The sequence below is a fragment of the Citrobacter sp. Cf088 genome, from assembly GCF_030334295.1.
Lineage (GTDB): Bacteria > Pseudomonadota > Gammaproteobacteria > Enterobacterales > Enterobacteriaceae > Citrobacter > Citrobacter freundii.
In genome coordinates this window covers 250,026-276,942 of sequence record NZ_JAOWEE010000052.1, presented here as the reverse complement: position 1 = coordinate 276,942, position 26,917 = coordinate 250,026, and the positions used below count along the sequence as shown (strand labels likewise).

26 protein-coding genes and 1 pseudogene are annotated in these 26,917 nt (G+C 51.2%); 8 read left to right on the top strand and 19 right to left on the bottom strand.

The genetic code is table 11. From position 1 onward, the window contains the following. From OGV71_RS12665 to OGV71_RS12655, 3 genes are all read right to left on the bottom strand, one after another. A complete protein-coding gene (locus OGV71_RS12665; RefSeq protein ID WP_204583619.1) occupies positions 1 to 1,893 on the bottom strand; it encodes an NAD(P)-binding protein in 1,893 nt (630 codons plus the stop codon). Between the two features lie 88 nt (positions 1,894 to 1,981). Further along, positions 1,982 to 2,455: an ester cyclase gene (locus OGV71_RS12660; RefSeq protein ID WP_204583621.1), complete on the bottom strand. Its 474-nt coding sequence runs from the start codon at positions 2,453 to 2,455 to the stop codon at positions 1,982 to 1,984. 11 nt (positions 2,456 to 2,466) lie between these two features. Next, positions 2,467 to 3,894, bottom strand: a complete 1,428-nt coding sequence (locus OGV71_RS12655; protein ID WP_204583623.1) for a gamma-aminobutyraldehyde dehydrogenase — start codon at positions 3,892 to 3,894, stop codon at positions 2,467 to 2,469. Between the two features lie 315 nt (positions 3,895 to 4,209). On the opposite strand from OGV71_RS12655, the gene OGV71_RS12650 reads away from it, so the two are divergent. Further along, on the top strand, positions 4,210 to 4,935 hold the full coding sequence (locus OGV71_RS12650) for a FadR/GntR family transcriptional regulator (RefSeq protein ID WP_003029304.1): 726 nt from the start codon (positions 4,210 to 4,212) through the stop codon (positions 4,933 to 4,935). 24 nt (positions 4,936 to 4,959) lie between these two features. Next, positions 4,960 to 5,658, top strand: coding sequence for a cache domain-containing protein (locus OGV71_RS12645; RefSeq protein WP_003029308.1), 699 nt, complete (start codon positions 4,960 to 4,962; stop codon positions 5,656 to 5,658). Positions 5,659 to 5,679: 21 nt separating this feature from the next. Here the strand turns inward: OGV71_RS12645 and OGV71_RS12640 are convergent, their stop codons facing one another. The 6 genes from OGV71_RS12640 to OGV71_RS12615 form a co-directional block, all read right to left on the bottom strand. Continuing rightward, positions 5,680 to 7,161 carry an APC family permease gene (locus OGV71_RS12640; protein WP_121571709.1) on the bottom strand — a complete coding sequence of 494 codons (1,482 nt, stop codon included), beginning with the start codon at positions 7,159 to 7,161 and terminating at the stop codon, positions 5,680 to 5,682. 302 nt (positions 7,162 to 7,463) lie between these two features. After that, complete coding sequence (locus OGV71_RS12635; protein ID WP_286533391.1) at positions 7,464 to 8,366, bottom strand: dihydrodipicolinate synthase family protein; 903 nt, start codon at positions 8,364 to 8,366, stop codon at positions 7,464 to 7,466. Then, positions 8,363 to 10,078 (bottom strand): dihydroxy-acid dehydratase, encoded by a 1,716-nt coding sequence (gene ilvD / locus OGV71_RS12630; RefSeq protein ID WP_086504217.1) that lies wholly within the window; start codon positions 10,076 to 10,078, stop codon positions 8,363 to 8,365. The genes OGV71_RS12635 and ilvD overlap by 4 nt, the downstream gene beginning before the upstream one ends. Continuing rightward, positions 10,075 to 11,445, bottom strand: a complete 1,371-nt coding sequence (locus OGV71_RS12625; RefSeq protein ID WP_130714695.1) for an MFS transporter — start codon at positions 11,443 to 11,445, stop codon at positions 10,075 to 10,077. Before OGV71_RS12625 ends, ilvD begins: the two co-directional genes overlap by 4 nt. Before the next feature lie 19 nt (positions 11,446 to 11,464). Next, the gene (locus OGV71_RS12620) at positions 11,465 to 12,127 is read right to left on the bottom strand and encodes a 2-dehydro-3-deoxy-6-phosphogalactonate aldolase (protein ID WP_194857758.1); all 663 of its coding nucleotides are present in this window, start codon (positions 12,125 to 12,127) and stop codon (positions 11,465 to 11,467) included. Continuing rightward, positions 12,120 to 13,019 carry a 2-dehydro-3-deoxygalactonokinase gene (locus tag OGV71_RS12615; protein ID WP_071697196.1) on the bottom strand — a complete coding sequence of 300 codons (900 nt, stop codon included), beginning with the start codon at positions 13,017 to 13,019 and terminating at the stop codon, positions 12,120 to 12,122. The genes OGV71_RS12620 and OGV71_RS12615 overlap by 8 nt, the downstream gene beginning before the upstream one ends. Before the next feature lie 193 nt (positions 13,020 to 13,212). Here OGV71_RS12615 and OGV71_RS12610 point away from each other — a divergent pair, with 193 nt between their 5' ends. After that, positions 13,213 to 13,944 carry a FadR/GntR family transcriptional regulator gene (locus OGV71_RS12610; protein WP_071697197.1) on the top strand — a complete coding sequence of 244 codons (732 nt, stop codon included), beginning with the start codon at positions 13,213 to 13,215 and terminating at the stop codon, positions 13,942 to 13,944. A gap of 93 nt (positions 13,945 to 14,037) precedes the next feature. Then, positions 14,038 to 14,178, top strand: a complete 141-nt coding sequence (locus OGV71_RS12605; protein WP_003832695.1) for a hypothetical protein — start codon at positions 14,038 to 14,040, stop codon at positions 14,176 to 14,178. Positions 14,179 to 14,293: 115 nt separating this feature from the next. Here OGV71_RS12605 and OGV71_RS12600 read toward each other — a convergent pair. After that, positions 14,294 to 14,497, bottom strand: a pseudogene (locus OGV71_RS12600) (LysR family transcriptional regulator); the annotation flags it as partial. Between the two features lie 305 nt (positions 14,498 to 14,802). Between OGV71_RS12600 and OGV71_RS12595 the strand changes: the two are divergent. Genes OGV71_RS12595 through OGV71_RS12580 form a run of 4 tightly spaced genes read left to right on the top strand, consistent with a single transcriptional unit; the run spans position 14,803 to position 17,908 of the window. Next, positions 14,803 to 15,636 carry an ABC transporter substrate-binding protein gene (locus OGV71_RS12595; protein ID WP_003029319.1) on the top strand — a complete coding sequence of 278 codons (834 nt, stop codon included), beginning with the start codon at positions 14,803 to 14,805 and terminating at the stop codon, positions 15,634 to 15,636. Between the two features lies 1 nt (position 15,637). Continuing rightward, complete coding sequence (locus tag OGV71_RS12590; protein WP_003029322.1) at positions 15,638 to 16,456, top strand: amino acid ABC transporter ATP-binding protein; 819 nt, start codon at positions 15,638 to 15,640, stop codon at positions 16,454 to 16,456. After that, entirely contained in the window at positions 16,456 to 17,241 is a 786-nt protein-coding gene (locus tag OGV71_RS12585) for an amino acid ABC transporter permease (RefSeq protein ID WP_204583625.1), read from the top strand. The genes OGV71_RS12590 and OGV71_RS12585 overlap by 1 nt, the downstream gene beginning before the upstream one ends. Next, a complete protein-coding gene (locus OGV71_RS12580; protein ID WP_204583627.1) occupies positions 17,231 to 17,908 on the top strand; it encodes an amino acid ABC transporter permease in 678 nt (225 codons plus the stop codon). The genes OGV71_RS12585 and OGV71_RS12580 overlap by 11 nt, the downstream gene beginning before the upstream one ends. A gap of 9 nt (positions 17,909 to 17,917) precedes the next feature. On the opposite strand, the gene ydhT is transcribed toward OGV71_RS12580, so the two are convergent. The 9 genes from ydhT to ttrS all read right to left on the bottom strand — a co-directional run bounded on the left by ydhT (position 17,918) and on the right by ttrS (position 26,848). Next, positions 17,918 to 18,682, bottom strand: coding sequence for a protein YdhT (gene ydhT, locus OGV71_RS12575; RefSeq protein ID WP_369700982.1), 765 nt, complete (start codon positions 18,680 to 18,682; stop codon positions 17,918 to 17,920). Positions 18,683 to 18,733: 51 nt separating this feature from the next. Next, positions 18,734 to 19,519 (bottom strand): thiosulfate reductase cytochrome B subunit, encoded by a 786-nt coding sequence (phsC, locus tag OGV71_RS12570; RefSeq protein ID WP_204583629.1) that lies wholly within the window; start codon positions 19,517 to 19,519, stop codon positions 18,734 to 18,736. Next, a complete protein-coding gene (locus OGV71_RS12565) occupies positions 19,516 to 20,184 on the bottom strand; it encodes a 4Fe-4S dicluster domain-containing protein (protein WP_003029332.1) in 669 nt (222 codons plus the stop codon). Before OGV71_RS12565 ends, phsC begins: the two co-directional genes overlap by 4 nt. Before the next feature lie 63 nt (positions 20,185 to 20,247). Beyond that, complete coding sequence (locus tag OGV71_RS12560) at positions 20,248 to 20,913, bottom strand: YdhW family putative oxidoreductase system protein (RefSeq protein WP_086504224.1); 666 nt, start codon at positions 20,911 to 20,913, stop codon at positions 20,248 to 20,250. 10 nt (positions 20,914 to 20,923) lie between these two features. Next, positions 20,924 to 23,026, bottom strand: a complete 2,103-nt coding sequence (locus tag OGV71_RS12555; RefSeq protein ID WP_177712983.1) for an aldehyde ferredoxin oxidoreductase — start codon at positions 23,024 to 23,026, stop codon at positions 20,924 to 20,926. Positions 23,027 to 23,146: 120 nt separating this feature from the next. After that, complete coding sequence (locus OGV71_RS12550; RefSeq protein WP_003029338.1) at positions 23,147 to 23,773, bottom strand: ferredoxin-like protein; 627 nt, start codon at positions 23,771 to 23,773, stop codon at positions 23,147 to 23,149. A gap of 480 nt (positions 23,774 to 24,253) precedes the next feature. Next, positions 24,254 to 24,463 (bottom strand): fumarate hydratase FumD, encoded by a 210-nt coding sequence (gene fumD, locus OGV71_RS12545; protein ID WP_003029345.1) that lies wholly within the window; start codon positions 24,461 to 24,463, stop codon positions 24,254 to 24,256. Positions 24,464 to 24,555: 92 nt separating this feature from the next. Next, positions 24,556 to 25,140 (bottom strand): tetrathionate respiration response regulator TtrR, encoded by a 585-nt coding sequence (gene ttrR, locus OGV71_RS12540; RefSeq protein WP_016150153.1) that lies wholly within the window; start codon positions 25,138 to 25,140, stop codon positions 24,556 to 24,558. After that, a complete protein-coding gene (gene ttrS / locus OGV71_RS12535; RefSeq protein WP_204584313.1) occupies positions 25,115 to 26,848 on the bottom strand; it encodes a tetrathionate respiration histidine kinase TtrS in 1,734 nt (577 codons plus the stop codon). The genes ttrR and ttrS overlap by 26 nt, the downstream gene beginning before the upstream one ends. Between the last annotated feature and the right edge of the window lie 69 nt (positions 26,849 to 26,917).

Here is a 26,917-nt window from a genome sequence, read left to right as displayed (position 1 = left end):
TCACCCCATATTCTTGAGTTCATTAACCGCACGCCATGCCTGATCGATTGCCGTGTGAGCATAAGCACTCCAGTCAGAATCGGAGTTAGCGATGGCAATGCGACCGACTGGCTGACGCGCCCGCTCGATAATTTCTGGCATTTTATCCATATCATCGAACAGTGAATTGGCGTAGTACGCATAGCCATGCGCCCAGCGGTTAACGGTAATGGCGGAGATATCGCGTTGATTATCAAAGCCTGTTGAGCCAAACATCTCCTGCAACTGGGAGCGAATCATCTCCTCATGCGCCGCAAAAGTGGTCCCCAGCAAATAGGCTCGTCCCAGGCGAAACTGCTCTCTGGCCGATAGGTTACTGCCCGGATAGGTCGGCACATAGACCATGTGAATGACCATCGGATCGTCCGGGGAGGCCGGATGCTGATACCCACCAATACTGACCGGATAGTCGAGCTTAACCCGGCTGTAAGGTGCCGCTGGAGAATAAAATTCATGTACGCCAAGCTGTTTGAACGCCTGCCAGTTTTTGACCACCACGTTGGTGTACACCAGCGGAGCCTTGACGTTCAGTTTAAGATCCGCCTGCTGCTGTTCCGGCATCTCAGGCACCAGATACGGGATCATCATGTTATAGCCTGCCATGATGGTGTTCTTACCGCGCACACGGTGCATTTTACCGTCACGCAGATAGGTCACCACAACGCCATCCTGCACGTTGGCCGCATTAATCACTGTACTGTTCAGGCGCAGGCGCGTGGTGTTTTCTGGTAGATCCAGCTTTTCATAATGCAATCTGGCGAGAACAGAGTCTTCCATCGTGTTACCCGGTAGCGCATCCGGCAGCATATACCTGACTAACAGTCGGGCCAGACCGGCGTTACCGTCCGGGAAATGGTAAACATACGGCTCTTCGAGGTCGGCCAGCGACTCTCCGTCCAACGGCGGTAACCCCATCCCTTCCATGCCGGGTAAGGCGCACGCCCTGGCATCGCTGCAGGAGATGCCTTCAATGCCGATGGCAAAGAAGTCATTGGAACGCTGCTGAAAATAGAGCAGCGCCATTTTGCTCAAACCCACTTTTGTTGCTAAAAATTCACTGTAGCTGTGGGTATCAAGCCATTCCATTTTCTCATCGACCGTCATACCCGGAAGGTAATCGCCAGGGCGCACGTGCAGATCGATCAGCGCTTTTCTGTCGTTCTCACCTAGCGGAAAATCATTGATAAAGTCTTCAATTTTACGGCCATTGAGCCTGTCCGGCGGAATATCATCAGATACCGCGCGGCCCGGATCGCCGCTGACGATTTTTGTTACGCCAAAATTCTTCTTGTCGAAAAAAACCCCGCGACTGAGCTGCCAGTCGGGGTAGAAGTTTACGTCAAAACTCTCTTTTAACCGCGTGACGCTGACGCCCACGGTTTCCATCAGTTTTTGTACTTCAGGGCTGAAATTATGCGCGGGTGACTGGAATGCTTCGCTGCCGCCATAACCGAGTAATTTCTTGCCCGAGCTGGTAAATTCATTACGTTTGGCGTGTCCGCCAAAATCGTCATGGTTATCGAGGATCAGGATCCGGCTATTTTGCCCGGCAACTTGACGCCAAAAACAACCGGCAGCTAACCCGCTAATCCCGCCCCCAACAATCACCAGATCGTACTCTTCCTCGACGGGCAGAGCGTTTAATTCAAAATGCTTCTGCTCGCGGCCTAGCGCATGCGCCATTTCAAATGATCCAGGATGATTACCCCGCAGCCCTGTCAGCGCAGGAGGATAATAATTTCCATCTATAAATGCGTTTCCCTTTCCTGTCGCCCTGACCCACTCCAGCGGGGTAAGTCCCGCCGCAATAGTCACCGCGACGCCGTTGAGAAAATCACGTCTGGTAATTGCCATTAACTTTTTTCCTTATTGCTACACACTGCCTTTAATACGACAAAAATAAGAGAAATACCCCTTCTTAGTTATAAAGGGGCACAACCGACTACTTCACTGGCTTTAACTCTTCATCCAGTTTTTTAGAATCATAATAATCACCCTGCCAGGTGATTTTTCCTGCTTTAACATGAATATAGCTGACGCCTTCAAATTTGATCGGATTATTTGTCGGCGGACTCCCTGCCCATTCACCACTATTTTTGCCTGAAAACTCCCAACGAAATGCCACGGTGTCTTCGTCGTAGACGGGTTTTCCAACCATTTTCCAGCTAAGATCTGGCACCGCCTTAATAAAAGCGCCGATAACCTCTTTTTCCGCTTTTTCTCTGCCGTTTATCGGTTCTCCCGCGGCGGCATCATAATAAACCGCATCATCCGCAAGATATTGAGCGGCTCGCGAAGCATCATGCGCATTCCACGCCGCCATATATTCTTTTACGGTACTCAGCGATGTACTTTCTGCAAAGCTATAGCCCGAGAGCATCACTAATGAAAGCACCGCAATTTTTACTGTTTTCATCGTAATCCTCTCTATTCAGAAATGTCACACATGATATGTTTCACCCGAGTGTATTCTTCGAGCGAATAGGATGAGAGATCTTTGCCATAACCCGATTTTTTGAACCCGCCGTGCGGCATTTCGGCACACAGAGGAATGTGATTGTTAATCCACACCGTGCCAAAATCGAGGTCAATGCTGAAGCGCTGCGCGCGACCATGGTTACGGGTCCAGACGCTGGCGGCAAGACCATACTCCACATCATTCGCTTTGTGTAGTGCCTCTTCGTCAGTAGAAAACGACTGAATGGTCATTACCGGACCAAATACTTCATGCTGAATAGCTTCATCATTTTGATGCAATCCGGAGACAATCGTCGGCTCAAAATAGAAGCCCGGACCTGGCCCGGCGCGCCCACCGGTTTCAATTTTTGCATGTGCCGGTAAACGCTCAATAAAACCTTTCACCTGCTCCAGTTGATTCCGGCTATTCAATGCGCCGTACAGCGCATTCTGATCTTCTGGCGGCCCAAATTTGATACTTTTTGTTTTCTGGATCAGTTTTTCCAGAAACTCAGCATAGATGGATTGCTCTACCAGGATCCGCGTAGCCGCTGTGCAATCCTGCCCGGCATTAAAAAAGCCTGCCGTAGTGATTGTCGCTATCGCCTTGTCCATATCCGCATCGGCGAACACGACTGCAGGCGCTTTTCCACCCAATTCCAGATGTGCTCTGGTCAGGTTTGCCGCCGCCGAAGCCGCAACCTGCAAACCCGCGCGAACCGAACCGGTAATCGAAACCAGTGAAGCCTTCGGGTTTGAAACCACCAGCGAACCGGTGCTGGCTTTGCCCAACACGACGTTAAACGCCCCTCTCGGGAACAATGGTGCTGCCAGTTCAGCCAACAGCAGCGTACTAACTGGTGTGGTGTCGCTTGGCTTTAACACGACCGTGTTGCCTGCCGCCAGCGCTGGTGCAATCTTCCACACCGCCATCATGAACGGGTAGTTCCACGGCGTAACTTGCCCAACGATACCCAGCGGTTCACGACGGATGGTCGATGTAAACCCGGCGGAATATTCTCCGGCCGCCTTCCCTTCAAGACAGCGCGCCGCGCCAGCAAAAAAGCGGATGGCATCGCAGGATGCCGCAATCTCCTCTTTCTCAATAAAATGGCGAAGCTGACCGGTTTCCTGACTTTGCGCGGTTACCAGCCACTCAACGTTGCGTTCAATCTCATCGGCCAGCAGCAATAACGCCTTTTGCCGCTGTACTGGCGTCGATTTTCTCCAGATGCTAAACGCCGCTTCCGCTGCTGAGTAGGCTTGCTCTACCTCCGCCTCGTTAGCGTTAGGAGAAATTGCGTATGTTTCACCGTCAACCGGACTCACCAGTTCGAAGCTATCTTCGCTGCTGCCTGCTACATAGTGCCCATTAATAAAATGCTTCAGGGTTTTCATGCTTGTCTCCTGCCAATTAATACATAAAGAATCTTATGTAATATATATATTGTAAAATTTTTTCAAATGCGCAACATTGACACTATGATAAGCCTCGCATTTTTAACTTAATTTTCACATTTGTAAGGTAAGGCTTTTCATTGCCAGCTGACGCGTTATGCTCAGCTCATCATGAGGTTATCGGGACACACATCCGCTTGTGCAGTGACGTTGCGCCCAGGCATGTAAAATAACTCGGCCATTCTTACCTTCCTTGCCCGACGGGCATGTGTTAAAAATGGTCGTTGTTTCAGGGAATTGAGTACAGAAAAGATTATGATTACTCACGCGGTCATATTTGCGCCTATCGGGCAGGTCAGTCGTTCAGACCAGATAGTCCAGCGCCTTTCAAATGCCATTATCACGGGGTTGCTGGAGCCAAAAGAACAGCTTCCCAACGAAACTGATTTGGCAAAAATGATGGGTGTCTCACATATCACTATCAGAGAAGCGCTAAACACGCTTCGGGCTAATAATCTTATCCATACGGTTCGCGGTCGTAATGGCGGGAGCTTCGTCTGCGAAAATATCGATGGAAAAAATAGCGCCCTACACCCGTTCAAAGCGATCAGTACGGATTATCTGTCTGATCTGGGTGAAATGCATTGCGCCATTATTAGCCATAGCGCGAGGCTGGCTTCCCGACGGATGACCGGTGCGGATATCGCCAAATTTCGCGAGTTTGTCGAGGTACTCAGAAAGGCAAACTCACCTGAGCTGATGACCCAGGCCGATATGCGTTGTCTGCTGGCGATTGCTGCCAGTTCGCATTCAGCGCGACTGGCCAATCAGGAGCTGCAAGTTCAGGCTGAATGGGCATCACTTGTGGCGATACTTTATCGCACAGACAGTATTCATGCGGAAATTATCGCGCTTTATTCAGCGCTGGCCGATGCACTGGCTGCTCACAACGAGGCAGAGTCAGTACAGTTTGCCACACGGATCATCGACACGTTTACCTACTACCTTATTGAAAAAAAGCTGAAATATAACTCGAACTGACAATCAGTGAAGGCAGGACAGACAATGAGCTCTTCGACATCCCTAAGCGCATTAATCCGTAAAATTGATGACATTACTGTTTCTACCGTAGATTCTACCGTTGCGCTAGCGAGGAGCATCCATGAGGCGATTTCAGGGGTACAAAAGGCCTCAGCCGAGGTCGTTCTCGACCCATCAGTAAGATCCACCGTTCAACAGCACATCAAGCGCACGCTCAGTGACAACCATTACTGTTCAGGGGCGGGATTCGCCAGCCATATTGAGAGCACCGCAAACACAAAAGAGTACTGGTTGCTGGAGTGGTGGTATAAGAAAGATAATGGTTTGAGCCAGGCGCATCTGGATTTGGATCAGGCCACACAACAACGACTGGATTTCAGAACCTTTGAGTGGTTTAAGCATTCTCCTCCGGCTGGCAAAGCCTATATCCACGGTCCCTACGTCGACTATATTTGCAATATCTCCTATACCCTAACGTCAGCCGTCCCGGTCTACTACAACGACCAGTTTCTCGGTGTTGCCGCGGTCGATTTGCTGGTCAGTCAGATAGAAGCCGAACTGCTCTCCTGCGCTCATCCTGATTATGTGATTCTGACCAATCTGGAAAACAGGATCATTTTCTCCAGTTGGCCACGTTTTCGCGTGGGTGAATTGCTGTCACCTGCAAATAGTACCGTGGTGTATCAGAGCGACTACTTTATCCTTTATCACTATCAAAACTAAGGGCCCGAAGGCCCTTAGTTTTTAGTTATCCTGCCCCATATTGAGCTTACTGGCGTACGCAATGGCGTCGTTTTCCGGCGCCGCTGAACGACCAAACGGACGGGTCAGGAACATATAAATAAGTCCCGAGCCAACGACAATCGCCAGGCCGAACAGGACCGTCCAACGGTCAATGAAGTCGCTGCTGTCTGCCGGTTGCGCCAGTAACCAGATCCCGCACAATCCGTAAGCTAACGCCAGCACATTCACGATTACCCCCCAACCGCCAATGGTCCACTCCCCCGCCGGTTTCCAGCCTTTCAGGCGCTGACGCAGCGCGGCAAGCACAACCATCTGGAACGAGATGTAAATCCCGATAACAGCAAACGCGGTGATACGTGACAGGTTATCTGGCTGGAAATAAACCCAAACACAGATGATCACTGGCAGAAGGCAACTGACGACCATGGCATTATCCGGAACACCATTTTTAGAGATTTTGGCCATCCATTCACTTCCCGGCAGCATTCTGTCGCGGGAGAAAGAAAAGATAAGACGGCTTAACGCAGCCTGGAGAGACAAAATGCACGACAACATGGCGATAATCGCGACGACGATAAAGACAGTCGCGCCGGTTTCGCCCAGCGCTTCATTAAGGATTGCCGGGATCGGATCGGACGTTTTGCCATTCACGATGCTGACCAGATTCGGTGAAGCCAGCAGATAACCCATAACAGAAATAATGGCGGAAATCGCGCCGAATACGATGCTTAAAATCATCGCCACTGGGATCTTTTTACTGGGATTCTGCACCTCTTCCGCAACGTTACCGCAGGCCTCAAAGCCAAAGAACATAAACAGTCCCATCAGCGCAGCAGACATAAATGCGGTGGAATAGCTGCCGTCATGAGCCAGCACACCCATCGAGTCAAAAATTACAGAGAACGGCTGCGAACGGTGGAAAATCAGCAGATAAATCCCCAGCGCGATCACGCTGACAATTTCACACCAGAAACCAATTTTCGCCACCCGGGCCAGATTTTTAGTCCCGGACATATTAACCGCCATCATCAACAGCAGCAGCAGAACGGAAGTCACCAACATCGTGGCTGGAGTCTGACCATAGTGGAAGAGTGATTCAACAAACGTTGATGTATATTCCGCGATCGACGTAATGGTGACCACCAGTGCCCACAGGTAGATCCAGGCGGCGATCCACGCATATTTCTTGCCCCACAACCTTCTGGCCCAAGGGTAAAGTCCGCCGGTTATCGGATACTGGGAAGCGACCTCACCAAACACCAGCGCCACCAAAAGTTGCCCGCATGCGACGATTAAAATCCACCATACTGCAGGCGGCCCCGCCAGCGTTACGGCCAGCGCAAACAGCGAATAGACGGCGGTAAGCGGCGACAGGTAGGTAAAACCCAACGCGAAGTTTGAAATTAAACCGATCGATCTATTGAACTGTTCTTTGCCATCTTTTTGAAAATTATCGTTTTTCTTATCAGGTATCTGTTCCATATAGCTTTCTCTTTTGTGGAATAGTCGCAGGGTTGAACAATTAATGTATAAAAGATATTAAGTTATATGTATAGTGATTTTGTCGCAGATTTGTTAAAAATGATCGCGCGTCACATTGCTACAAAATCGGGGGCTTGCGATAAAATGGAAACATATAATTAACAATTAGATTTAATGTGAGAGGTGGTGAAGACACAGAAATGATGCTTTTAGGCATAGTACAGTTGCACCGGATCAAGATTTTCGATCCGGTGCATAGCATACGGTTAAAACGTTTTGCTCATACCTCTATTTCGTATTACTCATGCCGATAAATTGAACTGCGAAATGAAATTATCGATGTGGCTTACATCGTCATTCGTTAATGACCAACCCGGCTTTCGGCAATAATCATCAGCGATAATCCCGCGTCGTTGTAATATTGTCTTTTCAACCTGGATAATATACTCACAGTGCTGCATCCAGCGCTGAATGTACGGTAATAGTGCCTCATGTAATTGCGCCGCCTGTTGATGCTCCCCTGCCAGCCAGTAACGATAAATTCGCACATAAATTTCGCTAAATGAGCAGCCAGGCATTACACCTTTGCCCCCTACCTCAAGCATCTGAAGCATATACAAACCGGCATAACCGTTTAGCACATGGGCCTCTGGTGCCTGCTGCAGAAACTCACGGGTGTAATCCACTGGTGGATTGCATTCAATCTTAAACACTGCATGTGGATAGCGTTTAGCCATCTCAGCAAGTTGAGCTGCGGTGACCGGAAATCCGGTTTCTCCCGGCGCATACTGCACCATTACAGGAATGGTCACGGCCTCCAGCACTGCCGCGATATGCGCCTGTACGCTGGCAAGAGACGGCTGAAGGAAGAACGGCGGAAGCAGCATCAGTGCGTCGGCCCCCATACTCTGATACCGCCGCGCACGGCGAACAGCCAGATCGGTGCTGTGGTCGGTGACCGACAGCGTACGAAATACTCTTTTATTCGCTAATTCAGCAATAAAAATTTCCGCCAACTGCAACCGTTCGCTGTCGTCAAGCTTTGGAAACTCACTGGCAATACCAAACAGCGTCAGTCCGTTAACACCCACGTCCGAAAGGTGGGCCAGCAGACGGCGAAAACTCGTAAAATCGACTTCACCCTGTGGCGTAAACGGCATTGCTACAATGGGATTAACGCCCTGAATTTTTGTAACCGTTGTCATGACAAATCCTCTCTGTCCGCCAGTACCGCGCCTTGCGCCGCCGGTAGCGCCCAACGACGATAAAGTCGCAAGAATCCACGAGGTACCTCTTTATGCACCAGATGACAGCTTTTTTGACGCTCATCCAGCACAGCATCCGCTACATTCAACGTTAATGTACGCTGCGGAATATCAATACTGATTGAGTCACCCGTTTCCACCAATGCCAGTACCCCGCCGTCGCTGGCTTCTGGAGAAATATGTCCCACGAACAACCCGCGGTTCGAACCGGAAAAACGCCCATCGGTGATCAACGCACAGGAGTCAGAGAGATTCATTCCTTCAAGGAATTTCATCGGTTTGTACATCTCCGGCATACCCGGTCCGCCCTTTGGTCCTTCATAGCGCAGAACCAATACACTACCCGACTGAATATCACCGGAGAGAATGGACTCAACGGCCTCATCTTCGCTGTTGAACACCACCGCAGGCCCGGTAAAGACCATTAAATGGTCCGGAACAGCAGCGGGTTTCACTACACATCCCATCGGTGACAGGTTGCCGTGTAGCACAGCAACCCCCGACTCATTACGTACCGGAATGGCCAGAGTATGGATAACTTCCGGGCGCCGAGTAGAGGGAACATTCATTAGCCATTCCCCTTTTTTCTGTCCGTTAACCGTCAGGCAATTGAGATCCAGTAAATTAGCGATCTCTTTTTCAACTGCCGCAACACCCCCGGCCTCCCAAAAATCGATCATATCGTATTCAGATGCCGGATAGAGCGAAGCAACCAGTGGCACCTGATGACTTAGCTCATCAAATTCAGCCAGCGGCAGATGACCCAGCTCGGCTTCATAATAAATAGCCTGCAGATGGAGAATGGCGTTGGTGGAGCCGCCTGTCGCCAACAGATAGGCCATCGCATTGCGGATTGATTCGCGTGTAATAATTTGTCGCGCATTCACACCGCGCTTTACCAGATCCACCGCGGTCATTCCTGTCGCAAAGGCGCACTCGCGGCGTTCGCGTGAAATTGCGGGCAGCATACTACTACCAGGCAAGCTCATACCCAGCACTTCCGCAATACAGCACATCGTATTGGCGGTACCGTACATGGTGCAGGAGCCGTGCCCCGGTTCGGCAATATCTTCAATATGACGGAACTCGGCCTCATCAATTTCACCGCGACGTTTCCAGCCAATTGCTTCGGTGACGATATTGCCGTCCCAGTGTTTACCTTTGTATTCGGCGGGATACATTGGCCCACCGTTCACCAAAATAGCAGGAATATCAAGGCGCGCAGCAGCCATCAGCATAGCGGGGACAATTTTGTCGCACGATCCCAGCAACACCATGCCATCGAAGCGGTGGGCCCGCATCATTACTTCGATCGAACTGGCGATGATTTCGCGCGCCGCCAGAATATAGCGCATACCCAGGTGTCCTTCGGCAATGCCATCGCAAGGGGCAATGGTGCCAAACACCATCCCCACTCCGCCTGCTTCATCAATGCCTTTTAACACATGTGCGGTCAGTTCATTCAAATTGGCGTGTCCTGCCGTCGCATTGGTATAGCTATTCACTACAGCAATTACGGGACGACGCAACTGCTCGTCCGTATGACCCATCGATTTATACAAGGCGCGCTTTAAAGCACCGTCATCACCACTGAGGATCGGATTGAAGTGTTCGCCACCGCAACCTGCACACCCGCTGCCACAACTGCTCATATATGACCTCTTTTCGTTAATACGTTGTTTTCTGCCGGTTTCGTGGCTTGACGATCGCGAGGGTTAATCAATCGTGCCGGAATGAGGAAAATAAGCGGTGCGCAAAGCACCAGAAATCCCGCCAGAATATACAGTCCGCTGCTGGTGCTGCCGGTAGTGTCTTTCAGCCAGCCAAGAACGGTTGGGCCAAAGAAGCCAGCCAGATTGCCAATAGAGTTCACTAACGCGATACCTGCCGCCGCTGCCGTGCCGGAAAGCAATGTACCTGGCAGGCTAATATAGGTGGGAATCAGCGATAACGTGCCGGACATGGCTACGCAAATCCATGCCATCATCCAGAACGTGGAGCCTTCATTTAGCGCGCTGAACGTCAGACCAATGGCCCCGACTATCGCCGGAATCGCAATGTGCCAGCGGCGTTCTTGTTTCAGATCGGAGTGACGGCTATTCCACAACATGCAGACCGCACCGAAGATATAGGGCACCGCTGCCAGCAGACCGATAGCAAAATCATCCTGTACGCCAGAGCTTTTGATAATCGACGGAAGCCAGAAATTAATACCGTAATAGCCAATGTTGAAACTGAAGAAAATCAGCGCCAGCAGCCAGACGAAGCGATTACGGAACATGGCGGACAAACTATGCTGCGGCATTCCCGCGTTAGCGGCGACTTTATCAAGCTGATCTTTTTGCAGATCTTGCTCAATCAACGCTTTTTCATCATCAGATAACCACTTCGCCGATTTCACGTCGTTATCAAGATAACGCAGCACCACGAAGGCCAACAGGAATGAAGGGATTGCCTCTACCAGGAATAACCACTGCCAGTTATGCAGATGGCCGACACCTTCAAACATTTTCAGGATCAGGCCTGAGAGCGGACTACCGATAATTGTGGATAGCGGCGTCACCAGAATAAACAGCCCGAGCGTGCGCGCCGAACGCCATGAGGGAAACCACAGGGTTAAATAGTAAACAATACCAGGGAAGAAACCGGCCTCTGCTACACCAAGTAAAAAACGCACAACGTAGAACTGTGTTGGCGTGGTAACGAACATCGTCAGTGCCGACAACACTGCCCAACTGGCCATGATGCGCGCAATCCAGAAACGGGGACCAAAACGCTGCATCAACAAGTTGCTTGGTACTTCAAAAATAAAGTAACCGATAAAAAAGATACCTGCGCCAATTCCATACACTGTATCGCTAAGATTAAGCGCATCCTGCATGTGGAGTTTGGCGAAGCCTACGTTTACACGATCGAGATATGCGAAAAAATAACACAGGATTAAAAACGGGATCAGCCGTCGGGTCACTTTACGATAAACCGCATTTTTATTTTCAATATCGAGGGTACGCGTATTCATCTTTCAGCCTCTTAAGTTGTTATTGGCGCTGCGCTCTGCTATTAACCTGTTGCCATGCCTGAGCATAGGCCAACGCGTTATGCCGAACCTGTTCGCACTCTGTGCCCGCGCGGTATAAACCGCCGCCACAACCAAAACCTTTCGCTCCCGCCTCGCACCATCTTTGTAGTTGTTGTGCCTCGGCAGAAACACCACCGACCGGCATGCAAACTACGTGAGGCGGCAATACCACGCACATAGCCTGCAGTATGTCCGGGGAGATCATTTCCGCAGGATAAAATTTCAGACCGCTGGCCCCAGCTTCCAGGGCAGTAAACGCTTCGCTCGGCGTGGCGACGCCCGGTAAACTGATAGCCCCTCGATCTCTGCTGCGCCGGATCACTGAGGGATTCATATTTGGCGAGATAATTACCTGCCCGCCCGCATCGACGACGCTATCAACCTGCTCTGTCGTCAGTACCGTACCCGCTCCGACGATAGCACGCATGCCGACGCGTTCGCGTAGCAGCGAGATTGAATCCAACGCGCGCGGTGAATTTAGCGGTACTTCCAGCCAGGTAAAGCCCGCCTCCAGCAATACATCACCAATTTCCGCTGCTTCCCCTGGCCTCAGACCGCGTAAAATCGCGATCATCGGAAGCGGCGTTTTCTGCCACATCGTGGCAAAGTCAAAACTATCCATAGCGTTTCTCTGTTAGACGTTGTTGAAGAAACTGCATTCCGGCGATAAAACAGCGATCGCCCTCGACGCAGCGTGTCTGAATACCAAATGCGTTGGCAGCCATCTGATAGCGGCGAGTTAATGCCGCACTACCCACCAGCCAGACAGGACTGATGTTGTCAGTGGAAAACTCCAATCCGATCAGCAAACCGGAGAGATAGTCACTGACTGATTCAGCAGATAATTCACCCGATAGACGCAACGTTCGGGTAGAAAAAAGGAGTTGGCTTAGCGCCGCGTGGCGTCGGGATGCTTCCACCCCGAGTAAAAATGCGCTGTCATCAGCCGCCGCATCAGGAAGGCCACGGCCAAGCAGCGAGTGCGAAATCATCACCTGAAAAAGCTCGCCGGTCATATAAGTCGAAAAATCAACGATCTGTCTCTGCTGCATCCGGGCGTGTTTACTGTGTGTGCCGGGTAGAATCGCCTGGAAATTATCGATGCCTTCGAGTAAAGACAGTCCCAGTAGCTGAACCTCTTCACCGCGCATTACATCAGGCATGCCACCACGGGGGGATTTACGCAATCCAGGAATAATCCATGCTTTGCTGCCCCAAGAAGTCGTGAAACTTTTACTGTGCGCAAGCAGGCTATCGGCACTGGCGGGTACCGAACAATAGTCAACTTGATACCAGCCCTGCTGCGAACCCACCATCCCAGCCATTGCAACCATTGGCGTTCCCTCAGCAATCCACTCACCAAGTAACATTTTTAACGTCGCATCAAACTGCCCCGGCTCGACATGGAGAAGGCCGTAGCTGGCATTGCGTTTGTCCAGCACATCATCTCCTGCCATTAACCATGCGCGGAAATTCGACGTTCCCCAGTCGATTGCGATCCACTCCCCTTTCATCTTGTAACCTCAATTATCAAATCTTGTATGACAAGAATGTAGTTAATTTTACCCGGGCGATCTGTGAGCGCGATCGTGAAGTGAAACAAAACGTTTTATTTCGCTATCTGAAAGGACAAGAATTGTTGTTTTGTATTCGTAACGCTTTGTTTTGTGCGTACAATGAGGAACTCTCAAATTTTCAAGGCAGACTATGACGACCTCCCTGGCCAGCATCTCTGAAACGATCACCCGCGATCTGGCGATGAAAATCATCCGCGGAACCCTGAGCGATGGGGAGATGCTCCCCGGCGAAAATGAGCTTGCCGTGCAATATTCGGCATCTCGGACCTCTGTACGAAACGCGCTGCATGTTCTGTCAGCAAAAGGTTTGCTGTCTATCCAGGCTAAGCGGCGCAGTACGGTCAATCCGCGCGAACTCTGGAGTTTTTTGGATACGGACGTGCTGGGCTGGATGGAGGAAGTGGGTATTTCACCTGATGTCGCCGAGCAACTGGTGGTCACGCGCCTGATGTTTGAACCTAACGCCGCCTTTCTGGCCGCCGCCAACGCGACAGCCCGCGATTTAGCTGCCATTGAAGAAGCCTGGACCCTGATGTTACGCGGACAGCAGCAGGATCAGATTGCGCTATTTGAGGAAGGCGATCTAGCCTTTCACACCGCACTACTCAAGTCCTGTCATAACGCATTTTTGATGTCGATTGGCAACGCACTTTCAGCTGCCATGATGCTGTCGTTTAAACAGACGCAGGAGTCATCAGTGCGGGAAACAGAACACGCTGTTGAGCAGCATCGCCTGTTACTGGAAGCAATACGCCTACGCCAGGGCGTTACGGCGCGTGAATGCATGCGCGATATTATACTTAGCGCGGCAAACCGCCATTTGTGGGCCACGCTGCCGGAAAAATATACGCAACTGATTTAGGGACGATGCTAAGTAGCAAGAATCGCTGCTGTTAAGCAACATTTTTGCAATATAATAACGTGATGTTAAACGCTGAACCTGAGCAGGTGAATGATGGAAATTGATCTCGATAATCTGGTCTTTGATGGACTGGAAGAAGCGCAAGAGCGTAACGCTGAACGTCTGGAAGATGCAGACAAGAAAGCGCAGGAAATTATTGCTGATAATGACTGCGGCGACGCCTGCAAAATTTGATTTACAAACCGGTGCAATGCCGGTTTTTTATTGCCTGTTAACCCCCCACTTCAGCCCGTATACCGTAAGGCCTCAATCAGTTGCGCAAAGGCAGCAGTATGCTGTTTTCGGCTGGGATAAGCCGTTCTCCGGCTTCGGTCGGCGCAACGCTGCGCGTGGTGCGGGTGAGAAGCCGTACATCCAGCCGTTCTTCAAGCCCGCGAATCGCATGGCTTAGCGCGGATTGCGAAACCCCAAGTTTTGCCGCTGCCCGGGTAAAACTACGCTCGCGCGCTACGATAATGAGATAATAGAGATCGTTAAAATTATTACGCAGCATGCTTATCCCCAATCCAAACCTGTTGTGACATATGGTACAGGTCTGGAGGGTATTCCAGTAAACCTTCTGTACATTAGCACAGCTCAATCTTATTCAAGCGTGCCCTCACACATAAACAAAATGCAAATTATTATCAGGCTTATGCACTATTTTACCTTTCACTCATGCATTATTTTCACCCGCTATTAACACATCCTTCACTAATAACATTTTGTATATAGATAAGAATTTTTTCTTATTTTGTCCCAACCGTAAGTTATGGGAGCGTAAAAAGCACAAACCAAAAACTACAGGGATTTCATACAATGATGGCTACGAAAACTTACCGCGCTAAAAAAACACTGCTGGCATTCGGCGTGCTGTTGGCCTCTGGACTTACCGTCTCGCAGGCTCAGGCTGACCAACTGGCCGATATCAAAGCCGCAGGCGTAGTAAAAGTCGCAACATTTGACGCGAACCCACCGTTTGGCTCCATCGATGCCAAAACGCATAAGATTGTCGGCTACGACGTCGATTTTGCCGAAGCGCTGGCTAAATCTCTTGGTGTAAAACTGGAACTGGTGGCGACCAATCCGGCAAACCGAATTCCGTTATTACAATCTGGTAAAGCCGATTTAATCGTTGCGGATATCACGATCACGCCTGAGCGGTCGCAGGTAATAGATTTCTCCGTCCCCTATTTTGTTACCGGCCAGCAGTTCCTTGTGCCAGCAAAATCTCCGGATAAGCTCGATCAATACAGCAAAGCACGCATCGGCGCGGTAAAAGGCACTACTGGTGAACAGGCACTGCATCAGCGCTTCCCGCAGTCGCGCGTACTGGCCTATGACGATATCCCGCTGGCGTTAACCGCACTGCGCAACGGCAATGTTCAGGCCATCACCCAGGACAGTACGATTCTGGCCGGTTTATTAGGCGGTGCGCCGGATAAAGCAGATTTCAAAATTCTACCGGACCTGTTGAGCAAAGAAGAGATTGGCGTGGGGGTGAAAAAAGGTGAGCCAGCGTTGTTAAAAGCCGTCAACGATGAACTTTTGAAGCTGGAATCTACCGGGCAGGCGGCCAAAATTTATGATGTCTGGTTTGGTCCTGAAACCAAAAATCCACAAGCCCGCGCCTTTAAAATAGAAGCCAAATAATATGCTCTCAGCCCTTTTTCATCGATCCGCAGCATCGGCTGCGGATTTTACCCATTTGCGTCAGGCGAGCGTCGAACTACGCAATGTGGTTAAAGAGTATGGCGCTCAAACTGTACTTAACGGCGTCAACCTGGCAGTTGAGCCCGGTGAAGTGGTGACCATTCTGGGACCTTCCGGTTCTGGAAAGTCCACTCTTATACGTCTTATCAACCAGTTGGAGTCGCTCAGCGATGGCGAAATCTTCATTGATGGTAAACCGATTAGCCAGTTGCGCGGGGCGGCATTACGCCAGCTACGCAGCCGTATCGGTTTCGTATTTCAGCAATTCAATCTCTATTCGCATCTGACTGCACTGCAAAACATCGCGCTGGCGCTGGAATATGTTCACGGCTGGAATAAGACGGAAGCGGATCGTCGGGCACTTGAGTTGCTGGAAAAGGTGGGACTCGCGGAAAAAGCCAATGCCTATGCCGCACAGTTGTCCGGTGGACAACAGCAGCGCGTGGCAATCGCCCGCGCACTGGCTTCATCACCGCAAATTATTCTGTTTGATGAGCCCACCTCCGCGCTGGATCCGGAAATGATCGGCGAGGTATTGCAGGTGATGAAAAATCTCGCCCACAGCGGTATCACCATGATCGTCGTGACCCACGAAATGCATTTCGCCCGCGAGATTGCCGATCGTGTGGTTTTCATCGATGGTGGCGATATTCTTGAAGTGGCCCCGCCGGAGGATTTTTTCGTCCAACCACAGCACCCGAGAACCCAGCGTTTCCTGAAAAAAGTGCTCGACCCGTTACACCAGGAGTCATCATCATAATGCATGCAATGGACTGGCAGGGAGTGCTGAGCGGGCAACCCCTGCAATGGATAATTTCTGGTTTTCTTACCACGCTTTGGGTGACGCTGGCAGGTATCGTGCTCGCCACGCTCATTGCCATCTCACTGCTCGGCCTGCGACTGACGGGCAATCGTCTCGCTAAAACGATGGTCGGGGTGTGGATCTCGGTGTTTCGCAATACCCCTTTACTGGTGCAACTGATGTTCTGGTATTTTGCCGCATGGAACTGGCTTCCCCGTGACGTCATTAGCTTCATCAATGCTGATCATCCATGGTCAATTCTGCCGGGTGATGTCTGGTGGTTAACGCCGGAGTTTATCTGTTCAGCATGGGGACTGGGCGTATTTACCTCAGCATTTTTGGTCGAAGAGATCGCCTCAGGTTTACAGGCAGTTTCTGCCGGACAACGCGAGGCTGCCGTGGCGCAGGGGTTTTCATCCTGGGCGATATTTCGTCACATTCTACTGCCTCAGGGACTGGCTAACGCCTGGCAACCCATTGTTGGGCAATATCTCAACCTGATGAAGCTTTCCTCGCTTGCCAGCGGTATTGGATTTGCTGAGCTCACCTACCAGGTACGGCAAATTGAGAGCTACAACGCGCACGCGCTGGAAGCCTTTGCCGTTGGCACCGCACTCTATCTGTTTACCGGCATCGTGCTGGGTATGTTGCTTACGCGTCTTGGGCCGCGGCCGGCGGCGGGTAAATCGTCAAAGGTAAGAATGCGCATCTTCAGCGTCAGGAGCATACTGCATGATCGCTAACATTTCGGTCATTACCGACAATCTTGACTATCTCCTGTGGGGACGTGTAGCTGAGGGGCAACCCGGCGGTGTACTGCTCACTTTGCTGATGGCTATCGGTGCGGCTTTGCTGGCGCTGCCTGGCGGGATCGTTCTTGCCTGCTGCGCCTGGCGATTTCCAGGCGCGGTTCGCAACGGGTTGTTTATCTGGGCGGAATTTATTCGCGGCATTCCGCTCATCTTTGTGATTTTCTGGATGTGGTATTTGCTACCCATGCTGACCGGAAGCGTTCTGCCCGGTGCCGTCACCGTGACGCTGGCGCTGGCATGGTTCACCGCCGCTTCGGTGATGCACTCGGTGTATGCTGGAATTAGCGCACTGCCTGGTGGGCAATATGAAGCGGCAGTCGTTCAGGGGTTTCGCCCGGATCAGGCCCTGTGGCTTATCTTGCTGCCGCAGGTGCTGCGTAACGTACTGCCGTCGTTGACGGGGATTTTCATTGGGCTACTGAAGGACACGTCACTGGCATTTATCGTTAACGTACCGGAACTCACAACGGTTGCCGGTCAGGTTAACAGCCGGGTGCAAATCTACCCGGCAGCCATTTTTATCTTTACCGGACTGGTCTATTACTTGCTGTGCTTTAGCCTGGAGAAAATCACCCAGCGCCGCTTCGCACTAAAATGACCTCTCGGCTCAACATTCCACAAACTGATGGTCTTCGTTGAGCCGATATTTCACGCCCGCCCGAATGTTTTTTTCCCCTTCAACGGCAAGCGCAAAGCGCATTCTCTCGCCATCGTGATAAGCCAGCGCCGCACATCCGCCGGGACCGAGCGTTATCGAATCTACAGTACCGGTACTGGCAACAACGGCGTTCTCTCCGCTGGCAATAATGTGGATATTGTCCGCGCAGTTAGCGATTTTTGCCTCTGCGCCAAAACAGGCTACCTGGGTTAAATCACCGCTACTGGCAACCCGGTTTCGGTCGCCAAGCGAACTGATGCGTACGCGCATGCCGGTACTGGCGATACGCGTTCCGTCGCCCACGCTGCTGATACGCGCCGAATTTCCCGCAATCGCTATTCGCCCACGATCGCCTGAACTGCCGATATGCGTGTTATAGCCTACACTGCCAATCCGTGCGCTGTAACCGGCACTGGCGATCTGTGCGGCATACCCGGCGCTGGCAATTTTAACGTTGTCACCCGCACTGCTAAATCGGGCATAATCTTCCGCACTCGCCAACGGACGACTGGTTTCCTCCGCGGCTTGCTCACAGGAAATATTCCCCATTGCGTCAATATCCTGCTGAGCAAAACTCGCCTCTTCCCGCCATTTCGACCAGCCATATTCCACCAGGCTATTTGCCCAATCGGTATACCCTTCCCGCTGGAGCGCGCGATGAACATCGGCATAGCTTCCTCCTGCGGGAAACGCACGTAGAAACCAGCGATACATGACGGGCCCAACACGCCAGGCCCGTAAGTCACTTCGTGTAATCATCATCGCTTAATGCCGGTGGTAGCCATCCACCATACACTTGAAGGTTTCGCCCGGCGTGCGGCCCGTAGTGCAAAGATAAAGATGCCCAAAAATGAAAAACAGACTGACAATTGCCAGCGCAAAGTGCGCCTGAAGCAGCCAGTAACGCACACCAGGAAACAGATCTCCGACGACCGTCGGGTAAAGCGATAACAACCCAGAAATCAGCAGTAGTGGCAGCAACCCATACATCACACCAACGTAGGCCGCCTGCTGTAGCGGATTGAATTTAGAACGCGGCGATGCCGGGAATGGATGTGACTCGCCCTGCATAATGCCAAACAGGTAAAAACGTGTTTGTCTTTGCGCGCGAGCGATCCAGCCCTGACGTTGAATAATATAGTGATGTCCGTTGCCGCCAATCAGGTTGATCAGCACAAAACCAACCCAGCAGGCAAGTAGCAAAAAGCCGCAAACCTCATGAACGGTAAGCAGGCTTTTCATTACCGGTGCGCTGACGGCAGAGAAGTGATTGACCAGGCCACTGACCAGAAGTAGCAAAAACAGCAGCGCATTTGACCAGTGCCACAAACGAACAGCCTTCGAATATAAATAGACCTTCTCACCGTGCCCTGCCGACGTTTTATGTGCCGCCCGAAAGCGCAGCATGGCGTGAAGCGCCAGCACCAGCCACATTCCCACCAGCATTAACCCGGCAACGACTAACCACACGGGCCAGTAGTCCGGTGAAAACAGGGGAACAAACTGCGCAAGCTGGGCGTGAAACTGTTCGGCATTTTGCGACGCGTTCATACATTTTCCTTTTTAATCAAATGTTGACCGAACCGACGATACAGATGGGGTTTCCCGGCGCCTGCAAGTTGATATTCGTAATACTTGTTTTCTCGCAACCAGGTTTGAATTTCCGGGCTATCTTCACGCCCAAAAATCAGCGCATGTTCCGGGCAAGCGTTAACACAGATCGGTGGAAAACCTTTCGCCAGGCGTGATTCAGCGCAAAAGTCGCATTTATCCGCCACTTTGGTATGCGGGTTGAGATAACGAACCTGATAAGGACACGCACCAATACAGTAACTGCAGCCGATACAGGAAGACGTATCTACTCGCACAATACCGTTCTCATCCCGCCAGGAGGCACCGGTCGGACACACCTCAATACAAGGCGCATCATCACAATGCTGGCAGGATTGACGGAAGTAGTGATACAGCGTTTCGTTGTCGTTGTCTGAGACTGGAATATGCGCTATCGACAAACGGCTGCCCTGGGCAGGAACATGGTTGGTTTTCCTGCAGGCCCGCGCGCAGATATTACATCCGTTACACAGTGATTCGTCGTGAATCATGACGTAACGAACGGCTTTAGGGCTCCTGGTACTCGCTAACAGATTTTGACCTGGGCCGGTGAAAAAAATCACCGTCCCCATGCCAATGACAAATTTTCGTCGGGTGAAGGACATCGGGTTATCCTCTAAACTGTGACAGTGGTCGTCCACACGTTCCATGACATCAACCTGAATAATTCAGGGGTTCTGATACTGCTCAACCTCAAGCCATTCACACAGGCCGTACGCTTTGCCATAACTCATAAAACGTTCGCTAAACAGATAAGGTTCCGCATTTGACGATTCCACAGTACGTATATCTGCGTAATCGGGATGCGTTTCCATAGCCGTTAGCGCCGCTGTAATCTGCTGAGATTCAAAGCTATACGGCGGTTGCGTCAACATGGCGACCTTATAGGGGCGAGGATACGTGCGGCCGTCGAAGCGTACCGCCTCGGCAATCGCACGGCAGATGTCGTTTTCCACCACCTGCACACACATGTCGGCGTAGTTTGCCGTCATGGTTTGCGTTGAGTAGAAATAGACATCTTCCGCGCCCTGCACGCGGGTGATATCCGCGTTAATTGCGTCCTGACACAGCGCATCCAGCAGCGCGGATAGATCGGTTTCAGGGACCGAATAAGGTGGCTGCAGAAATACGCTGCGCCCCACCAATTGCCCGGATGCCGAATGCTGGCGGATAAAATCTGCCACAATCGACTCCGGGCTGGCAGGATCCTGAACCTGCGGCGCAGTCACCTGTTCTACCGGCGAGTGAAAGGCCTGTAGCCAGTGTCTCTTTTGACTATCAACCTCGTCAGGAAGCGCCTCTACGGGTGCCAGAACGTTGCTCACGTTAGTCATCTCACGTTCCTTACGCTGGCAACAGATCTTGCGCCGCCAAATCAGCTGCCACGTCTTCAAGTCCGAGTCGGTTCAGGGTTTCACGCGTTGGGCAACCCAGCTCTGGATCCCAGCCCATTTCCTGATAGAACATCGTCAATGACTGACGCATATCCTCCCTGTCCATCTTGTCGGTTCCTTCAGTGAAGACCGGGATCTTCGGATCTTTATCGAATACCCAGGAGCAGATGAGATCGTGCTCATTGCGCATATCCTGGGTTTGCATCAGTTTGACCGTATAAGCACGATGCAAAGTAAAGATGCGTTCAGCGGCCAGATCCAGACTCGCCTGCGTGGTTTCATCACCGGTGACTGCCTGGAAGAACTTCGCTTCCAGATCCAAGTCTCCGCGATAGTTACGGCTCTTGAGTGGTGAAACCGTCATCGGCCAAACCCAGTTACACAACGTAACCGCGTTATGCAGACAGACTTTCAGCAGCGTCCATTTGGCATATTTGATCTTGGCTGCATTGATCGGGGTGTAGTTTTTGGTTTCATCGTAGGCATCCTGTGAACCAAACAGCTCGCCCGCCACTTCGCGCTGCAATTTCAACGGCAAACCGGAACCGATGAAGTTGATATGGGTGTGCGCCATGCAGTCACGGTTAAACATACAGTTAGTGATCGCCCCCACCTGCGCTGAAGCCTCGTTCGCATGGTGAACAGGAAAACCGAACGGCGACCACAGTTTATTTTTGGCATAACCCCAGTACTCTTCGCCCAAATCCCAGCGTTCAGCAATGGCATACGAGCCGTCCGCAAGGTGACTGAGTTCCCCCACGCGATGCGCCAACCGATAGTAGAAGTCTTTAATAAAATTAGGATCACCCGCTTCCAACTGATCCCAGCGGATCTCCGCATACTCTTCAGCCGGCAGTACGCGCTTAAAGACGCCTTTCGAATAGCAATAAGTAAAATCACGGTGCAACTGGCCGTAGTTACACCAGATACCGTAATCGTCAAACAGGTTCAGACCAATCAGGTTTCCCACCACGCGCCCATCGTCTTTATCGTCAAAATCTTTCGGGCCATTGGGGAAAATGGTGGTGTGCACAAAGTTCGCCACACAAGTGTTGCCGCCGGTACTCGGCACGCCAAAATCTTTCACCCGCGGAACATTGAGCTGTGACATACAACGAATAGGGCATGAATGACAGCCGCTCATTTTGACCGTGTATTTTTCTGCGGCTGGCCCCAGATCGAACACCGATTTATAGGTACGGAAACCTACCGTATTTTGGTTGCCCGGCGGGATTTCCCCGGTTTCGATTGGTCCGCCTTCTGCTGCGCCCCAGAACAGTCCCTTACGGGCTGTCCAGCGCGAGTTTGGCGAAGAGTATTCTGCCCAGGCCTGCGGGGTGCTTGGCACAACGTGGTTGTTGTTAGCGCCGATGAGCTCGGTCATCATGTAGTCATTGAGCCGTTTCATCTCTTTGCGATCGGCAATATTGACGCCTTTGGTCCCTTCTACCGCAATAGCCTTCAGGTTTTTCGAGCCCATTACTGCGCCGGTACCAGCTCCGCCGCTGTGGTTGCGACTGTTGATCATGCAGGAGAGCGGCACCAGATTTTCCCCTGCCTGGCCTATCGCGGCGACGCAGGTTTCCGGGCTGGTGATGCGACAAATTTCTTCAGTTGTGGCGCGCGTCCCCTTACCCCACAGGAAATCGGCTTTTTCGATGCTAACCTTATCGTCTTTAATGTTGATCCAGACCGGTGATGCGGACTTGCCTTCAATAATAATGGCGTCGTAACCGGCGAATTTCATTTGCGCGGCAAAGAATCCCCCCATATGGGCATCCACGACTAAATTGCCTTTGGTAAATGTCGATAAGGAGGTGATATTGACGCGGGAGCTACAGGGAGCGCCAGAACCCGTTAATGGTCCGGTGGCAAAAACCAGCTTATTCCCTTCATCAAAAGGCATGGTGCCTGGCGGGACTTCGTCGTACATAATTTTATAACCAAAGCCCATCCCACCGACAAATTTTTTAAATTTACTGGAATCTTCAAGGGTGATATTACCCGTGGTGAGATTGACCCGTAAAATAGTACCTGTCCAACCATTAGCCATCATGTTTTCCTTTGCAAGAAGGTTTAATAGATATACCCGCCATTCTTCAGGCAGCTTTTTTATCCAAAACTGCGGTATTTTTGGCAATTAATGGCGCGAATCAGGTATGCCTGCTATCTATCAAACAGTAATATCTTTCCACTCGATAATTTTTAATGCCCCAGTCGGACAAGCATTGGCGCATTCCCCGCATAACACACATTTTGAGGACTTTTTCGTTTCGGTATTTACGGTCGCCATCATCCACGGGCAGGCTGTGGTACACGCGCTACAGCCAATACAGCGTTTGTGGTCCACCGCAATACAACCGTCTTCCTGTTTCCAGGTAATTGCACCTATTGGGCAGACCTTCATACACTGCGGATCTTTGCATTGCCGGCAGGTATCAGCGGTATAGTTTAAATCGCCATACAGCCCACCACCGGACCCGACACCATCATCGCCAAAGAAGAAATTGCGATGGATTTTTATCCGGGAAAAGAAGGTACCCACCGCACCATCGTTATAATTGGTACAGGAAATTTCACAGCGGTGACAGCCCGTACAGCGAGCTCGCTGGGTCACCAGAACCCCTTTAGGCGTATTGATAAGCCCAACAGTCCCACTATCGACATCTTCCTGCTTACAACCAAAAAGGGATAACAGCGCGGGAGCAATCGTTAATCCCGCCAGTCCTTTTCCTGATATCCGCAGAAATTCTAGTCGCGTTAAACCACAATCTAAAAATGGACGATCAACCTGGTTCATTTATTTCGCATCCTCTTCGCAAATGCTGTGGTAGCAACACCTTCAGGCTAATTTAAACCAACGCAGCTCAAGCCATATCGGGCGGTTAATGTTGCCAACAACACGTAAATTTTTGCCCTAACCTGATCGCATAAATGACGGTGGTTAAACTGAATGAATCTAATCCTTTAGGGTTAGGCACAGAAATAATGTGGTTATTCAGCATACATAGTCTTGATCGTCATCAATTAAAAAACGGAAGGGATATAATTAATGCGGAGTGAGATTTATTATCATTAAGATAAATTGAAATAGCACTTCATATGTATTGCAAATATTTGTGACTCCACTCTCATATATATTTTATATATTATCCGATATACAATTAAATATATAGCGAGTTGGATAGCGTTAATTGCAACACTAAATTATAATTATTGATAGATTAACGTAATGAGAATAAGAGGACGGCGAGAGAAACTACCGCCCTCTTTTTGCGGATTATCCGGCCAATGCTTTAATTACGGTCTCAATAGCCTGTTTTTCTAACTCACTGCGCTTCACACGCTGGTTAGCAAGGGTGGTTCTCAGTACTCCCGCAATGACGATATGCTTAGGCTCTTGTCCCAGATCGCGCATTTCCAGCACTACTTTACCGACTACTCTGCACATTTCACGGTACAACTCGTCGTCTTTCGTCTGATTTCCCATTTTTGCCCGCTCGTCATTAACTCAAACCAACAGCATATATCACTCTGAGGATTTAGACAAAATTCAATGAAAATCAAAGAAATGTCATCATTCTACTGAACTCTCTGAAGTCGATTTACAAGCTCAGCAAGACTTCCCGCCTGCATTTTTTCCATCACCCGCGCCCGGTGCACTTCAACCGTACGCACGGCAATATTCATGGCATCAGCAATTTCCCGATTCATTAATCCTTTTGCTACCAGATGCGCCAGTTCCCGTTCTTTTGGCGTAAGTTGTTGATAGCAGCAGATGATCTCTTGTCGCGAGAACGCCGCTGCCGAGACCTGCAAGGCATGTTCTAATGCTGCCTGAAGCGGCACGGCTGACACCGGTTTTTGCAAAAAATCGACCGCGCCACGTTTCATTTGCTCAACCGCCATCGGCACATCGCCATGCCCGGTGAGAAAGACCACCGCCAGCGTGCTTGCTTTCTGACGCATGATTTCATGCACAGCGTGCCCATCCAGTACCGGCATACGCATATCCAGCAGCAGTACACCCACCTGGTGCAGATTTGCCTCGGCGAGGAATTTCTCACCTTGCTCCCAGCAAGACACGTCATATCCCAGACTTTCCAATAAAAACGCGCAGGCCTGGGTGACGGCAATGTCGTCATCCAGCAGATGAATTATCGCCACTAAGGCCTCCTTCCCGATTTGGTTTAAAATATAATGTCACTCTCGCCCCCGCTTTTCCGTCCGGGGCCTGCTGATTGTTGATCTCAATATCTCCGTTTGCGTAGCGCACCAGTCGCTGACAAATGACCAGTCCTAGTCCCATGCCTTCTTTGCGAGTGGTCATAAACGGCTGAAACGCCTGATACAACTGAGTCTCGTCAATGCCTCCGGCATTATCCTGCACCTGAATACTCACACCACCATCCTTATGCAGGGCGCTAAACCAAACTGTGGTAGCCCCTGCCTGGGCGGCATTGAGTACCAGATTGGCCAGCACCTGCTCAAGAAGAACGCTTGGCAGCGTCAATGTTAACGCCTTGCTGACCTGTGTGTGCAGCGTTACCGCCGGGAATTGCTGGGGCATGCGCAGTAATTGCCAGACGTGATGGATAGCATCGTGAACGTTGATGGCTTGCCAGTCATCGGGAAGTACCGGATTGCCCTGTGCCTGGCTGACCCACTGCCGGAGATTGCGCAGCGTATCGGCCCCCCTTTGTGCCTGGGTGTCGATGTGCTCAAGCGCGGGCAGCAACGGATGCTGTTCATCCTGACCGCGCAGGCGAATCAGACAGCCTTGGGCATAATGGCGGATAGCTGACAACGGCTGATTGAGCTCATGGGCAAAACCGGAGGTCATCTCCCCCAGCACGCTCATTTGTCGGGCAGTCTCCAGCGCCTGTTCCTGTTTGTGCAACAACACGTTGTTCCGCTCTAGCTGCCTGCCGCGTCGGCGAACCAACAGCATTACCCAGATGTAGTTGAGCGTCAGCAACAACAGCACGATGGTCGCCGCTCCCATCGCCAGCCGATGTTGAATAAACCAGCTTTTGACATCCAGCCACAGCTGACGCTGCTGCGGATGCTGGCGGACATCGCGCAACAACGCTTCCACCTCGCGGGTCGAGGCGGGCGCTCCCCAGCGAAATGTCGCGTTTTGCGGTGCATTGAACAACACCCGCGTGACGCGATCGGCCAGCTCGTCACTCACTGCAGGTAGTGCGGCAAATGACCAGTCAGGATAGAGCGGTGTACTGGTCAGACAGGGAATTGAGGTCGGATGGTTCAACACGGTCATAAAATCGGTTTTACGAATGAGGCCTTCTTCATCCATTTTTTCCAGCAGGCACACCGGCACGATCACCGCCTGCACGGCTTTTTCACGTAATAAATAGAGTAAGGCATCGGCGGGAAATCCGGTAAACGTCAGACGTAAATCGCGTTCAGGGCGCAGACCGGCATCACTGAGCGCTTTATATCCCAGCAAATAGCCGCCAAACGCCTGAGCATCAATGGCGCCAACCGTTTTGCCGATCAGATCGTGTGGGGAGGTTATCCCGCTGTCGCGTCTGACGAGGATCGCGCTGCCGATCACGTTACTGGTGGCTTTCCCACCACGGGTGGAGCGTAGCGACGCCAGCCAGCGCAGCGCAGAACGGCTGTTTAGCTGAACAAACTGCGCCGGATTAGTGACAACAAACTGCACCGTTCCACGATTCACCGCCTCCTGCATCTGGTGCAGATCCAGAGGTTGAATATGAAACTGTTCGCCGGGGATTTGCTGATTCAACAAGGTTTCCAGCGGCTGCCAATGATTACGTGTGGAGACTTCCCCGCGCATCGCCAAAACGCCAATGTTCCATGTCTGCGCCCTGACCGCGCCGCTTAGCATCCACAGCGACGCCAGCACTGTCAGACATCTTATTACGTTACGTCCCACTCAATTATCCCTGTCAATTAT